Genomic DNA, 12,766 nt, shown 5'->3' with positions numbered 1-12,766 from the left:
GCGGCGCCATGTTCGTCATCGACGACGCCGACGCTCCCGCGCTCGGCGACATCCGGGACGCGGGCCCGGCGGACTGCATCTACATCCGCGCGGCTGCGACGTCGCGCCGGGACTGGCCCCGCTACTGGGAAGCGGCCGGCGTGGCGCTGAAGCGCGGGGCTTTCGTGCACGTGATGAACCGAGGGGAGACGTTGCTCTGATGGCTGTCGACGTGAGACTGAACGACGCGGAGGTATGGCGCTCCGTTGTCGGGTACCGGAACCGCAAGCCCAACCCCGCGTATCACTGGCGCGACAACCCGGACGTGCCGCACGACCTCGACGAGTGGGACGAAGTCCAGTACGACGTTCGCGGGCCGTACACGAACGAGGGGGCTGCCCGACAGCAGGCGAGTCGGGACGCGTCAGAGCGGGCCCGTCCCCGATGGGGGTCTGAGGGAGCAAAGGTTGTGTCCGTCGACGTAGAGCGCTCGTCGCTCGCTTGGGAAACGTCCAGCCGCCGGAGCGACGCAGGGAAGTGGGAGGCCGTCTGATGTCCCGACGCATGGTCGGCGACGACCAGGATGTGTTCCGTGTGGTGGTCGTCGAGCGCAAGCGAGTCCGGAATCCCGACTGGACTCCGGGCACGGGGACAAAGATGTACGTCCTCACGGAAGAGACCTACCAAGCCTCCTACGGTCCGTACAACACCATCGGCGCCGCCCGCGGGCAGCTCACGCGCGAGACCTGGGACAGCTACGAGGGGCGGCTGTACGACCACGTGGTGAGCGGGCGAGTGCAGAAGGCAACGACAACGTGGGAGGACGTGGCGTGAGGGACTCATTCGGCATTGAGATCGAAGACGGTGACTACATCCTCTCTGCCTCGACCACGCACGGCCGAGTCAAGGTCGGCACCGCATTCCGCGGACGCACCGGCAACCTGTCGATGCGGGTTGACCTGTCGGCGCAGCACGGCCAGCAGGAAGCGGAGCACCCGCGGAGCGGGCAGCTTGGGTACAACGTCGTCGTGCTGCGGAAGGCAGACGGCACGGTGCCGGCGCACATCAGTGAGACTCTTCCGTCGGGGGACATCCTGCGGTACCTCGGTGAGACCCGGGAAGTCGAAGAGGCGGAACTCGTGGACCCCGGTGACGAGTACTGGACCTACAGGGTGTGGGTCCGACGGCCGGAGGACGCCCGTGGGTAACGCCTCGAAGGCCAAGGGGACCGCGTGGGAGTCGGCACTCGTTTCCTACTTCCGCGAGCACCACAACCCGGAGGCCCGTCGCAACGTGCAGATGGGCGCGAAGGACATCGGCGATATCGCCGGCTACTACCTCCACGCCGTGGAGGCCAAGGCCGAGAAGACGATCACCCTCGCCGACTACATCGTGCAGGCGAACCGCGAGGCGGTCCACGCCGGCGAACCCTTCGGCTGCGCGGTCGTCAAGCGGCGGATGAAGGGTGCCGCGGACGCGTACGTCGTGCGGGATCTGGCGACGGATGTGCGGCTGATGAACCGGCTCCGGGACATGGAAGCTGCGTTGAAGGACGCGTCCTTCGACCGATGGTTCGACATCGACGAGGGGCACCGGGAGGTGGCAGCGTGAGGAAGGCCGTCATCGAGTTCTCCGCCACCCTCGAAGTCAAGGAAGACGGTGACATGTGGGAGGGCGATGACATGACGCCTGAAGACGCCCGCGGTTGGGTGTCCCACCTCATGCTGCGCGGCGACAAGCACTCGTGGAACTTCACCGGATACAGCGCGTCCGTCACGTCGGTGACGTACGGCGAGTGCGACGAGGACGACTAGCACCACAACCGAACACCGCTGCAAGGGGCGTCCTCCGGGGCGCCCCTTCGGCTTGCCAACTCAAGAGGGGAGAGACCTTGCGACTGACCGACATCCTGTCTCGGCTCGACGGCGTGACGGAGGACCATGACGGGCACCTGGCGTTCTGCCCCGCCCACCGGGACCGGCGGACCCCGTCGCTCAAACTGACGCTGAAGGACGACGGTCAGCTACTCGTCGTCTGCCGGGCGGGTTGCGCGAAGCCCGACATCCTGAGTGCCCTCCGCCTGCCCATGTCTGCGCTCTTCGACGTCGACACGGCCGGCGCCCGGACGGTCAGCACGAAGGTGCCGGAGGCTGTGGGCGTGGCGGAGATTGCCGGGCTGCGCGTGTTCGTCGACGAGACGGCGTTCGAGCTCATGGCGGCAGACGATCGCAACCCGTACAGCCCGAAGGAGTACGTAGCCCGACGGTTTGGGTTGTCCGAAGAACAGTGTGAGGAACTGCTTCTCGGGTACTCGGCACCGGGAATGGGGGATCGGCCGTGGCTCTCCCGCGGGTTCACCCGATTTCCCCGGCTGACGGTCCCGCTCGTCGGCTTCGACGGCATCATCCGCGGGCTCCAAGGGCGGGACCTGGCGGGCCAGTGCCCGGCACGGTGGATGAGCCTGACCAACGTCCCGGGCAAAGTGTGGGCGAAGTACGGCGTCCTGTCGGCCGGCACCGGGTACGACACCATCCTGATTACCGAGGGCCCCGGCGACGGTCTGACGTCGGTCGGTGTCGGCTACGACGCGCTCATCATCCGCGGCGCCGCCATGGCGAACAACGCCCAGTTGCTCGCCGAGCTCGTCGAAGGGCTCCGCGGCCGTGACATCGTCATTGCCTTCGACCCGGACAACGCCGGCGAGCGTGGGACGCGGGCTCTCGTGACGGCGCTGACGGCTGACGGACAGACGGTTCGCCGACTTCCCTTCCCCGTGCCGGAGGAAGACCTGACCGACTGGCGGGAGCGGGCGCCGGAGACCTTCCCCGCAGAGCTTCACGCCGCCGTGCGCGCGGCGCCTGTCGTCGACCTGACTCCGGCCCCGTCCCCGTCGACGAGCCCGGACGTACCGGCCACGGAGGACGCGCTCGCCACGATGCCCGCGTCCGCACGCGAGCTCTTCGATGCGACGGATGTCGGAGTTGCCGTCCGCCTCCGTGACTTCATGGCGCGGAACGGCGGGGGAGTGAGGTACGCCTCCGGGCTCGGTTATCTGGTCTGGGACGGGACGGTGTGGGCACCGGGCGACGCGGAGGTTCGTCGGGCGCTGCACCTGATGGGCGCTGAGCTGATTGCCTCCGGCGACGACGCCTCTCGGCGCCTGGCGCTGAAGGCGCTGACGAACCGCAGCATCGATGCAGTGATCAAGGAACTGCCGTCCGTGCCCGGAGTGCCCACCCGCGCCGCCGACTTCGACGCGCGGGAGGAACTGCTCTCTGTCGCCAACGGGACTGTGAACCTCCGGACGGGGGAGCTGCATCCGCACAGGCCGGAGGACATGATCACGCGGCGCCTCGATGTGGCGTATCGACCGGAGGCGGAGGCGCCACGATGGGAGCAGTTCCTCTCCGAGGTGTTCCCGAACCACCCGGAGATGCCGGCGTTCATGCGGCGGCTCGTCGGGTACGGGATCAGCGGGTCCGTGTCGGAACAGTGTTTCGTCTTCATGCACGGGCAGGGCTCGAACGGAAAGTCCGTCCTGCTCGACGCGATCCTGTACGTGTTTGCCGGGATCACGAGGAGCACGGAGTTTTCGACCTTTGAGCAGCGCACGGCCGTTGGGCAGGCGTCGCCGGAACTGGCGTCCCTGCGCGGGGCGCGGCTGGTGACGGCAAGCGAGACGGAGAAGTACAGCCGTCTCGCGGAGGCCCTCGTCAAGCAGCTGACGGGCGGTGATCCGGTGACGGCCCGGGAGCTGTACGGGAACCCGTTCACCTACATCCCCAGCTTCCTTCTCATGGTCGCTGGCAACTACAAGCCGGCGATCCTCTCGCAGGATCTCGGCGTCTGGCGCCGGGTGAAGTTGATCCCGTTCGAGGCGACGTTCCGCGGCGCCAAGGCGGACAAGACGCTTCCGGCGAAGCTCCGCGCGGAGGCAGAGGGCATCCTCGCGTGGGCCGTCCGCGGCGCTCAGGAGTGGTACGAGCACGGGCTCCAGGAACCCGCTTCCGTGGCCGGCGCGACGCAGGACTACCGCGAGAGCGAGGACAGGCTCGCGGAGTTCATCGCGGCTCGCCTCGTCCACGAGGACGGCGCCCGCGTTGCCCCGATGGCAGTCCGCCGGGCCTACGCGGAGTGGGCGGAGGATGCCGGACTCAGCCGTAAAGAGGTACTCAGCGGCTGGGCACTCGGCGTGGAGTTGGAAAGCCGCTCGTACACGAAGCGCAAGAGCGCCGGCCGGTGGGGATTCGACGGAATCCGCCTCGCGACGGACGCCGAGATGGAGGCCGCACGGCGTGCCGCGGAGGCAGTGCCGGACGAGCCCGCCGACGCACCGCACGACATCTTCGGACAGCCACGAGAGGGGGCGGCGTGAAGTACTTCCCGTACCGCATAGCCAGCGACGAGACCATGACCCGCGTTCCGGAGACGACTGCGGACCTCGACGAGTTCAGAGCGTGGGTGTCCCGTAAGACGTCCACGGGCGACGTCGTGGGCTTCGACACGGAGACGACTGGCCTCGACGTCTACAGCCCGACCTATGGCCTCCGCACGGTCCAGTTCGGCGACGCGCGGGACGCATGGGTACTTCAGGTGGAGGGGCGTCCGGAGCTGTGGGCCGCAGCCCGCGAAGCGCTGTTGACGCTTCCTCGCCTTACCGCCCATAACGCCACTTTCGATCTGCTCGTAGTGGACAAGCACCTTGATGTCCCGCTCGCAACAGCGGGCCCCAAGGTCATGGATACGAAGATACTCGCTCACCTGTTCGATCCGCGACCCCGACACGAGGGCGGATACGGGCTGCGCTTGAAAGAGCTCTGCGCAAAGGACGTGGACCCTGCCGCGCCCGACACTCAAGAGGATCTGACCGCCGTCTTCCGCTCCATCGGAGAAACGAAGGCGACGGGGTGGCGGAAGATCGACATCAACCACCCGACCTACCTCCAGTACGCCGGCCTTGATGCCATCCTCGTCTCTCGCCTTCGACCCGTGCTCGAAGCCCGCTTGAAGTCGGCTGGAATTCCATACCGCCTCGTCGACTTCGAGCACCGCGTGATGCTCGTGTGCGCCCGCATGGAGCGTCGCGGGATGCTCGTCGACCGCAAGTACGTGCGGAGCCTCGTCGGCCGCCTGGAGGCGGAGGCAGCCCATCACGCGGCACTTGCGCGGAAGTATGGCGTGAAGTCGGTGAACGCTCCGAAACAGGTGTCCGCGGCTCTCGTCGGCATGGGTGAGACGCTAACGGAGACCACTGACAGCGGGGCGCTGAAGGTGGACAAGTCGATATTGCTCGACTTGGCCGATCTTGACCAGAACTGGCAGCCGCGCGGGACCCGGACGCCGAACCCGCTTGCTGACGCGGTGCTCCGATCGAAGCGCGCCGGTAAGTGGATGACGTCCTACGGCGTCGCCATGCGGGACGGCGTCGACGAGGCGGGGCGGATCCACCCGAAGATCAATTCCATTCAGGCTCGAACGGCGCGCATGTCCATCAGCGGGCCGCCCCTTCAACAGCTCCCGTCCGGCGACTGGACGATCCGGCGTGCGCTGCTCCCGGACCCGGGACACCGGATCTTCTCCGTCGACTACTCGGCGGTGGAAATGCGGGTCCTGGCCGCCCTGGCGGACGAGGGCGTGATGAAGCGGGCCATCGCAGAAGGAAGAGACCTCCACGGCTTCACAGCGGAACTGATCTACGGGCCGGACTACACGAGCTTTCACCGCAAGCTCTGCAAGGGCGTCGGGTTCGGCAAGGTGTACGGCGGCGGGGCAACGACGCTCAGCCGGCAGACCGGCGCGCCGCTCCCGGATGTGCAAAAGGCCATTGCGGCGTACGACCGGACATACCGCGGGATCAAGCGGTTCTCTTCGCGGCTCCAGTCGATGGCCCGCCGGGACGGCTACGTCGTCCGCACGCCCGTCGGTCGGCGCCTCCCGCTCGACCGCGACCGGGTGTACGCCGCGACGAACTACATGGTGCAGTCGACCGCGCGCGACGTGTTGTGTCAGGCCCTGCTCGACATGGACGCGCGTGGGCTGACGGAGTACCTGCTCCTTCCGATCCATGACGAGTGCCTTGGGTCTGCGCCGGAGGACACCGCGGAGGACGTGGCGCGGGAAGTAGGCGCCGCCATGCGGATGGATTTCTTCGGCGTCCCGCTCGACACCGACCCGGAGGTCGGGGGCTACAGCTGGGGGAGCCTCTACATGAAGAAAGCCGAGACGATGATCGAACATGACGCGTGGTACGCAGCCCACCGGCCGGCGGCAGAGGCTGCGGAAATGGCTCGGAAATGACACGTCAAGACCCTACGGGGGCAGCACGCAGAGTGACCGTCAGGCCGACACGTCTGACCGAAAGGCGTCCCTTGACGACCCGTTCGGTGTACCGACCTATCCGCACGACGCCCCCGCTTCGGCCCGCTGACCAGGCATTTGGCCCGACCCGGAGAGAGGTTCTGACCCTCTGGGAAGAGCTCGACTTGTGGTCCTGCGCATACTGCGACGCCTCAGCCGGCCCAATGGTTGTACTGGAGGTGGATCACATTCATCCGCTTGCAAAGGGCGGTGTTCACGAATGGTCCAACCTCGCACCGGCCTGTCGGGAGTGCAACCGGGCCAAGGCTGACGCCTCGCCAGAGGAGTGGTCCACCGTCCTAGCAGGCATGGTGTGTGCGGACGGTGCGGCTCCGGACGCGTAGCGCAATCGGAAGCCGACTTCCGCCCCGTTCACACAGCCTTCATAAAGTCACAGTTTGATAACGGAAACGGTTGAACCTTGGCCCATGTTGGGCCGTCATTTCCGCAGGTCGGATGGGGAGCAATCCACAACTGAACGCGGGCGTTTCGCTCTTGACCGCAGGATGAAAGGGTACAAATGCGCGCAGACGTAGCGACGGAATCCGGCCGCACGGCAATTGCCCAACCGCGCAGCGTCACGTACGGTCTCGACCACAACACCGGACAACGCCTGTCCCAATTGGTCGATCAGCTCTCACAAGCGGTCGACGAGTTGCGGCAGATGTGCGCGGTGTACGACGACGCTATTACCGCTCGTGGACGGCACCCGGGGGCGGGGGACGACGGGACCGGACGCCGCGCAACGGGCGGACTGCCCCGGCCAACTGAAGATCTGGCGCTTGACGACGCCCGTCTAGCGCTTCTGACAGAACTCAAGATCGGCGCCGCGTACCTCCCGAACGCAATCGCATACGTGCGCGGCGTCACTGCATCGATGGACCGCGCACTCTCCCGGTGGGAAGGGGAGGATGCCGAATCCGCATCCGCACCCGTCCCATGGGGGGTCGAATGATCTTGATCACCGGGCCACAGCAGACGCCAGACGAACGGGGGGATCTGGCGGAGAGCGCCGGCCTCTACGGCGCCCGCCTCGTCTGCGACGACACGGTTCAGTGGGCCGAAGCAGAGCTGATGCTCTGTCTTCCCGGCTGGGAATTCTGCCCGCTGGCAATCGCGGATGTGGCGATTGCCGAATCCCTCGTCATACCCCGCCGGGACGTCGTCCCCTGACGCCCCTCCCCGCCATCAGCCGCCCCCGTACGACCCGTGCGGGGGCATTTTTGTCCCGCTTCACACCCATCTCGCTGTGACGCACGCCATAAAACTTGACCGTCACAACTCAAGATCACCCACCCATAACCCAGGTACACCAACAACACACGGAGGTAACGCCATGACAACGCCCGCGGTTACGGGAGAGATGATCCGGCGCGCTCAGGCCGGCGACTCGGCAGCCATGTGGGACGTGATCAGTGCCTGCGAGCAGGTTCTCCGTGGCATCGTCAAGTCGGTTGCACCGGAAGCCAATGCGGACGAGTCGGAGGATCTGCTCCAGGAGGCGCGCGCCGTCCTGATCGGGCACGTCCACAACTACGACGTGGACGCGAGCGCCACCCTGGGGACGTTCGCCTTTGCGGCCGTCCGGCGCGGCGTGTGGGAGACGTGGCTCAGCATGACGACGAAGCACAGCGTCGACGCGAGCACCGTGTACGTCGTGCGCAGGGCGCTCTACGACGCGAAGGGGAATGTCGAGCTTGCGTGGCTTTCGATCTCCGCCCCTCGCCAGGGCCGACGGCAGATGTCGCGCGAGCGGTTCATGTCGGCGATAGCCGCGCTTCAGAACGTCGAGTCCCTCGAATCCGCCGTGCCTGGATCCGACGGGGATGTCACGCTTGGTGACGTCATCCCGGACCCTGTCGACGTCGAAGGCGAGGCCGACCGACGGAACACCGTCCGGTGGCTGCTCACCAAGATTGCTCCCCGTCAGGCATTCGTTCTCCGCGCGACGTTCGGGATCGGCATGACCGCCATGGAGGACGCAGAGATCGGCGACACCATCGGCGGCATCACCCCCGCTGCAGTGCGCAAACTTCGCTCGAACGGCTTCGAAGGGTGCCGCAGGGTCGCGGCCGATTACGAACTCCGCATCGCGCGCCGTGAGGCCGCTGTCGACGCTCTCGTTGCGTAAGAACAACACGAAAGGACCCGATGATGTCCCGACTCCCTTCCCTCGACGCCTACGACGTCCAGGGCGTGCGCCCCGACGAGGCGGCCCTGTGGGGCGAGGATGTGCGACTCCTCGTCGACGAGCTGCACGAATCGAGCGTCAGCACCGACGAGCTCTGAGAGCTCCGTGTACGTATACACGGAGCTCCGCAGAATCCCGACCACAACGCAGAGGAGAGAACATGCCTGAGACTTCCCCGGTACTGCTCGCTGAGGGCGCCCGAGTGCGACGGGTGGCCGACCACAGTCGGATGGGCACCGTGGACGACGTCGACAGTGGGGATCCGGTGATGCCCTACCACGTCAAGTGGGATGACGACGAGTACGGCGTTTGGGTCTACGCGGAGGACATCGAAGCCGTGCCGGCGCCCTCGACCGCCGACCGCGAGTCCCTCGTCACCCGCGCGAAGGAACTCCTCGCCGGCACCGCCCACACGGGCGCGGACGTGGTCGCGATGGCCGCGTTCCTTGCGGGGGAGCGGTAGGGGTTGTGGATGCATCCACAACTGTGTCATGCTGTCTTCCGTAAGGGACACACGGAGTTGAGGAGCCTGGAAATGGACAGCATTGAGTACCACTGGATCAAGCCGGTATGTGGGACCTGTGGGGAAGGGAACTACGCCCAACTCCGTCCGACGACGCTCCTGCACTGCGCGAACGAGCACTGCGATCACGTGATCAGCGTCGGGGACTTCGTCGACGTTGAAGAGTGGCGGATCGACGCGGAGGGCCTCGTCGAAGTGCTGACGTACGCCTAATGAACCCCGGTCCCCTGCCAATGACGGTGGCGGGGGACCGGGCCGCCGCCCAACACCACAACCGAGAAGAGAGATCATGACCCCCGAAATGGTGCAGGCGATCAGCTTCATCGAGTCCCTGAAGATCGGCGACCGCGTCAAGGTCACCCGCGACGGCCGGACGAACGAGATGTTCATAGCGTCGCGCCCGACCCGGTGTGACGGCCCGTTCGGCTCGTACGAGTCCATCGGCGTGACGGTCACCTTCGGCCCCGGTCGCTACTCGACCCGCATACAGGCGGACCACCTCGTCGCCACCCGGCGCGGTCGGGGGACGGTCGGGGGCGGCACACAGATGGAACGCATCACCGACTAGCCGAAACGCCCTCCGGGGCGTAGCGCGGGGACTGGCCGCCCCGCCCCTGATGAGGCAGGCCGAAGGAGGAGACATGGAGCGCAAGGTGTACGCGGTAACCGTCCACTACGGGGACGAGAACGGTACCCGTACCTACCCGATTCGGGTGGAGGCAGCCGGGTGGGAGTCCGCGAAGGCTGCCGCGATAGCCGCGTTCCGGCGCGTAGTGGCCTACAACCGATCGCACGGACACTACGCCTTTTCGGGTCTGAACATCGTCGGCGCTCGCCCCCGGTTCCTGCACTACGTCTGACCAACCCGCCCCGCAGCGGCTTCGCCCTCCACCTCCCCGGCGGGCGCGCGGTTCGAACCCGCGGCGGGGCACTCGAAGCAACCCGTCACCGTGGAGGACCCATGGAGAAGTTCACTGTCGGCCAACGCGTCCGGACCACCGTCGACGCGCCGTCGATGTGGGAGGGCGGGACGAGCATTCCCGCAGGCAGTTTCGGCACCATCAAGCACGCGCGCGGGCAGTTCGCCAGCTATGGCGTACTCCTGGACGACGACCCCGACCAACTGCCGGCGTCGTACGAGCCCCACGAGTTGGAGGCGGTGTGACCCTCCACATCTCCCCCTACGATCTCCCGCCCGTCGACGAGCTGACGCCCGCACAGTGGGACGGCTTCGACTGCGCGTACTGCCCGGGGGACGGAGACGGCTCTATGTGCGTCGTCGGCCGGCTCAGGGGGCGCGTCCTGTTCGCGCACATCGAATGCGCCGACGAGCACCGTTGGCCTGAAACCCAGGAGGCATCATGACCAGCCCTCTCCGCGTCGGCGACCGGGTCCGTATCACGTCCACCCCGTGTGGTCGGGACGTCGGTACGCGCGGCCGACTGACGGCCGTCGACATGCAGTCGGACTATCTGGAGCCGTTCCACGTCAGCACGGGCGACAGCCGCGCCGTCTGGGCGTCCTCCGTACAGCGCTCGCGGATCCAGTACCCCGACGCACCCGGCGTCCACGCCGCGTTGCTCCTGGCGCTCGCCGTGCTCATCACCGCCGCCCTCGTAGTCCTGGTCTGAGGGGGCGACGATGGGAAGGAACTGGCGAACGGTGCGCGTGGACGTCGCAGACGTACGCCCCGGAGACGCATTCCACCTTCACGCCCGTGAGTGGCTGGTGGCCGGTCAACCCCGCGTCAGCCCGAGCGGGGTGGTGCGTGTGCCAGTCCGCGGCGGGGGATTGGTCGACTTCGACGAGGGCGCTCAGATTATCGTCATCCGAGAGTTCCGGACCGGCCGATGACGTACCGGGTGACGACGGAGTGCGGCGCCTACAGCCATGTGACCCGCGAGACGTACCTCCGCTTCGTCCGCCAGGCCGGCGAACGGGGTTGGGAGTGCACGCGGGTGCCGAAGAGCGTCGTCGTGACGCTCCCGTCGGGGGCGTTGCTGGCCTTGATTCGGGTTGGTGCGTGAGATTCCTTCGCGATAGATGTTGTGGATGCATCCACAACTATGCGAGAGTGGAGCCACGCAAGGGACACACGGAGGTAAGCGATGAAGGTATACGAGCGCACCGAGAACGGCACCGTCACCACCGTCGACCGCAAAGCCGGCCTCGACGAGATCAACGCGGCCATGATGGGCAAGACGCGGAAGGCGGTCCGCGAGATGTCCAGCATCAGCCGCACCGACTACGCCATCGAGTACCGCGACGGTCGTGACGTCCGCCTCGTCCTGGTGGACGCGCCGGAGGAGCTGGAGCGCACCCCGCTCGGGTACGTCGTCCTGGAGGTCCAGGGCCGTCTGTTCGCCGTGTGGCCGCACATCAAGCGGAAGCACCCGAAGAACGAGCACGGCATGACGTGCACCGCCGACCACACGACCTACCACGGCTACCGCAACGGCGAGTGGTTCGGCCCGTCCCGGATCGCCTCCGAGGACAACAAGGCGGGCACGGTCGGGGCGGCCGTCTGGGCGGCGCTCGTCTCCAAGGGGCTGGCATGAGGACGTCCCGCGGAACTCTCTGCGAGAACGCGCAGATCACCTACGAGGATCCGGACCGCGTGGTGTTCAACGACGGGCACCACATACTCAAGGGATACAACGTCACCGGCCTCGTCTACTGCACCCGCCCTGCGGTGCTGACGACGAAGCCCCTGGGGCGCCGCGCTCCGTCGCACCTCTGCCAGGAGTGCGATGCTGCCACCGCTCAGAAGATCTCCGGTCGACTGTTCAATCACTGCCCGGACGCAACCCACGACGCGGCAGGAACCCGGCTCGACGAGTGTGGACGTCCGACGCTCGACGAAGCCTGGGCGGCCGTCGGGGAACGGTCCTGGCGCTAACCCCAAGCGGAGCCCCTGCCAATGACGGTGGCGGGGGCTTCGCCATGTACGGCCAACACACACGCACCATGCACACGAACGAGGAGCACATGAGATACCGCCTCGCCCGCCTCCGGGCGCAGCTCGACCCCGTACTCCTGCAAGCGGTCATTGCCGCCGCCCTCTCCTTCGCGCACATCCACGACGTGGCGTCGGCCGCGGGCCAGACGGGGTGGAAGGCATGGGCGTACCCGATCAGCGTCGATCTGCTCATGATGGCCGCGTGGCGCCGGACGAGGGCGGGGGAGTCGGGCCGTGCGGGCGCATGGTTTTGGTTCGCCGTCGCCCTGGCGGCGTCCGTCGGGGCCAACGTCGCCACGGCTGGACTGCTCGACCTGTCGGACCCTCCGGCGGAGGTGCGACTCCTCGTTGCCGGGTGGCCGGCCATCGCGCTGTGCGGGGGAGCGCTGCTGTTCCACACCCGGCGGAAGGACGTCGTCGAGACAGTCGACGAGGGGCCGCAGATGGCCGATGTGGAGCCTCCGGCGGAGCCCGTGGAGGACGAGGTCGAGGAACTCGTGAACGTCCCTCAGGCGCCCATTCTGGTGACCTACGCTGAGGCTGCGAAGCGGGTCGGCGTGAACGACTCGACCGTCCGCGGCGCTGCCTGGAGCGGCCGACTGACGAAGCATGGCGAGCCGGGGCGCCCGCTCGTCGACCTGGCGGAGTGCCACGAGCTCTGGGGTAAGGGCCTCGTCTCAACCGGGGTGTGACCAGCGGCGTGCACGACAACCTGTCAGTGCGCTGTGCGAGGCTGTGTAACAGCCGATCGAGGAAG

23 protein-coding genes and 1 other RNA gene are annotated in these 12,766 nt (G+C 67.1%); all 24 read left to right on the top strand.

The window, feature by feature from the left end:
* Nucleotides 1–8 precede the first annotated feature (8 nt).
* Nucleotides 9–200 carry a hypothetical protein gene (locus tag ACGFQ9_RS01655; RefSeq protein ID WP_393570058.1) on the top strand — a complete coding sequence of 64 codons (192 nt, stop codon included), beginning with the start codon at nt 9–11 and terminating at the stop codon, nt 198–200.
* Nucleotides 200–532, top strand: coding sequence for a hypothetical protein (locus ACGFQ9_RS01650; RefSeq protein WP_393570057.1), 333 nt, complete (start codon nt 200–202; stop codon nt 530–532). The genes ACGFQ9_RS01655 and ACGFQ9_RS01650 overlap by 1 nt, the downstream gene beginning before the upstream one ends.
* Nucleotides 532–813 carry a hypothetical protein gene (locus ACGFQ9_RS01645; protein ID WP_393570055.1) on the top strand — a complete coding sequence of 94 codons (282 nt, stop codon included), beginning with the start codon at nt 532–534 and terminating at the stop codon, nt 811–813. The genes ACGFQ9_RS01650 and ACGFQ9_RS01645 overlap by 1 nt, the downstream gene beginning before the upstream one ends.
* The gene (locus ACGFQ9_RS01640; RefSeq protein WP_393570053.1) at nt 810–1,187 is read left to right on the top strand and encodes a hypothetical protein; all 378 of its coding nucleotides are present in this window, start codon (nt 810–812) and stop codon (nt 1,185–1,187) included. Before ACGFQ9_RS01645 ends, ACGFQ9_RS01640 begins: the two co-directional genes overlap by 4 nt.
* The gene (locus ACGFQ9_RS01635; RefSeq protein WP_393570052.1) at nt 1,180–1,590 is read left to right on the top strand and encodes a hypothetical protein; all 411 of its coding nucleotides are present in this window, start codon (nt 1,180–1,182) and stop codon (nt 1,588–1,590) included. Before ACGFQ9_RS01640 ends, ACGFQ9_RS01635 begins: the two co-directional genes overlap by 8 nt.
* On the top strand, nt 1,587–1,793 hold the full coding sequence (locus ACGFQ9_RS01630) for a hypothetical protein (RefSeq protein WP_393570050.1): 207 nt from the start codon (nt 1,587–1,589) through the stop codon (nt 1,791–1,793). The genes ACGFQ9_RS01635 and ACGFQ9_RS01630 overlap by 4 nt, the downstream gene beginning before the upstream one ends.
* Before the next feature lie 77 nt (nt 1,794–1,870).
* Nucleotides 1,871–4,354 (top strand): phage/plasmid primase, P4 family, encoded by a 2,484-nt coding sequence (locus ACGFQ9_RS01625; RefSeq protein ID WP_393570048.1) that lies wholly within the window; start codon nt 1,871–1,873, stop codon nt 4,352–4,354.
* Entirely contained in the window at nt 4,351–6,276 is a 1,926-nt protein-coding gene (locus ACGFQ9_RS01620; protein ID WP_393570046.1) for a DNA polymerase, read from the top strand. Before ACGFQ9_RS01625 ends, ACGFQ9_RS01620 begins: the two co-directional genes overlap by 4 nt.
* Entirely contained in the window at nt 6,273–6,680 is a 408-nt protein-coding gene (locus ACGFQ9_RS01615) for an HNH endonuclease (protein ID WP_393570044.1), read from the top strand. Before ACGFQ9_RS01620 ends, ACGFQ9_RS01615 begins: the two co-directional genes overlap by 4 nt.
* A gap of 176 nt (nt 6,681–6,856) precedes the next feature.
* Entirely contained in the window at nt 6,857–7,291 is a 435-nt protein-coding gene (locus ACGFQ9_RS01610; RefSeq protein ID WP_393570042.1) for a hypothetical protein, read from the top strand.
* On the top strand, nt 7,288–7,509 hold the full coding sequence (locus ACGFQ9_RS01605; RefSeq protein WP_393570041.1) for a hypothetical protein: 222 nt from the start codon (nt 7,288–7,290) through the stop codon (nt 7,507–7,509). The genes ACGFQ9_RS01610 and ACGFQ9_RS01605 overlap by 4 nt, the downstream gene beginning before the upstream one ends.
* Before the next feature lie 163 nt (nt 7,510–7,672).
* Entirely contained in the window at nt 7,673–8,467 is a 795-nt protein-coding gene (locus tag ACGFQ9_RS01600; RefSeq protein ID WP_393570039.1) for a hypothetical protein, read from the top strand.
* Nucleotides 8,468–8,490: 23 nt separating this feature from the next.
* Nucleotides 8,491–8,625 (top strand): hypothetical protein, encoded by a 135-nt coding sequence (locus ACGFQ9_RS01595; protein WP_393570037.1) that lies wholly within the window; start codon nt 8,491–8,493, stop codon nt 8,623–8,625.
* A 62-nt stretch (nt 8,626–8,687) separates the two neighbouring features.
* Nucleotides 8,688–8,990 carry a hypothetical protein gene (locus ACGFQ9_RS01590; RefSeq protein ID WP_393570035.1) on the top strand — a complete coding sequence of 101 codons (303 nt, stop codon included), beginning with the start codon at nt 8,688–8,690 and terminating at the stop codon, nt 8,988–8,990.
* A 72-nt stretch (nt 8,991–9,062) separates the two neighbouring features.
* Nucleotides 9,063–9,263 (top strand): hypothetical protein, encoded by a 201-nt coding sequence (locus tag ACGFQ9_RS01585; RefSeq protein WP_393570033.1) that lies wholly within the window; start codon nt 9,063–9,065, stop codon nt 9,261–9,263.
* Between the two features lie 76 nt (nt 9,264–9,339).
* A complete protein-coding gene (locus tag ACGFQ9_RS01580) occupies nt 9,340–9,618 on the top strand; it encodes a hypothetical protein (RefSeq protein WP_393570031.1) in 279 nt (92 codons plus the stop codon).
* Nucleotides 9,617–9,682: hammerhead ribozyme type II (locus ACGFQ9_RS01575), an RNA gene on the top strand. Before ACGFQ9_RS01580 ends, ACGFQ9_RS01575 begins: the two co-directional genes overlap by 2 nt.
* A gap of 9 nt (nt 9,683–9,691) precedes the next feature.
* The gene (locus ACGFQ9_RS01570) at nt 9,692–9,910 is read left to right on the top strand and encodes a hypothetical protein (protein WP_393570029.1); all 219 of its coding nucleotides are present in this window, start codon (nt 9,692–9,694) and stop codon (nt 9,908–9,910) included.
* Nucleotides 9,911–10,011: 101 nt separating this feature from the next.
* Nucleotides 10,012–10,215: a hypothetical protein gene (locus ACGFQ9_RS01565; RefSeq protein ID WP_393570027.1), complete on the top strand. Its 204-nt coding sequence runs from the start codon at nt 10,012–10,014 to the stop codon at nt 10,213–10,215.
* Nucleotides 10,212–10,415 carry a hypothetical protein gene (locus tag ACGFQ9_RS01560; protein WP_393570025.1) on the top strand — a complete coding sequence of 68 codons (204 nt, stop codon included), beginning with the start codon at nt 10,212–10,214 and terminating at the stop codon, nt 10,413–10,415. Before ACGFQ9_RS01565 ends, ACGFQ9_RS01560 begins: the two co-directional genes overlap by 4 nt.
* The gene (locus tag ACGFQ9_RS01555) at nt 10,412–10,681 is read left to right on the top strand and encodes a hypothetical protein (RefSeq protein WP_393570024.1); all 270 of its coding nucleotides are present in this window, start codon (nt 10,412–10,414) and stop codon (nt 10,679–10,681) included. The genes ACGFQ9_RS01560 and ACGFQ9_RS01555 overlap by 4 nt, the downstream gene beginning before the upstream one ends.
* A 477-nt stretch (nt 10,682–11,158) precedes the next feature.
* Nucleotides 11,159–11,608, top strand: coding sequence for a hypothetical protein (locus tag ACGFQ9_RS01550; RefSeq protein WP_393570022.1), 450 nt, complete (start codon nt 11,159–11,161; stop codon nt 11,606–11,608).
* Entirely contained in the window at nt 11,605–11,949 is a 345-nt protein-coding gene (locus ACGFQ9_RS01545; protein WP_393570020.1) for a hypothetical protein, read from the top strand. Before ACGFQ9_RS01550 ends, ACGFQ9_RS01545 begins: the two co-directional genes overlap by 4 nt.
* Before the next feature lie 68 nt (nt 11,950–12,017).
* The gene (locus tag ACGFQ9_RS01540) at nt 12,018–12,701 is read left to right on the top strand and encodes a DUF2637 domain-containing protein (protein WP_393570018.1); all 684 of its coding nucleotides are present in this window, start codon (nt 12,018–12,020) and stop codon (nt 12,699–12,701) included.
* The last annotated feature ends 65 nt before the right edge of the window (nt 12,702–12,766 follow it).

Origin of the sequence: Streptomyces sp. NPDC048603 (assembly GCF_043199475.1) — a bacterium.
Classification (GTDB): Bacteria; Actinomycetota; Actinomycetes; order Streptomycetales; family Streptomycetaceae; genus Streptomyces.
The sequence above is the reverse complement of the archived record's forward strand: the minus strand, read 5'-3'. Positions and strand labels throughout refer to the sequence as shown.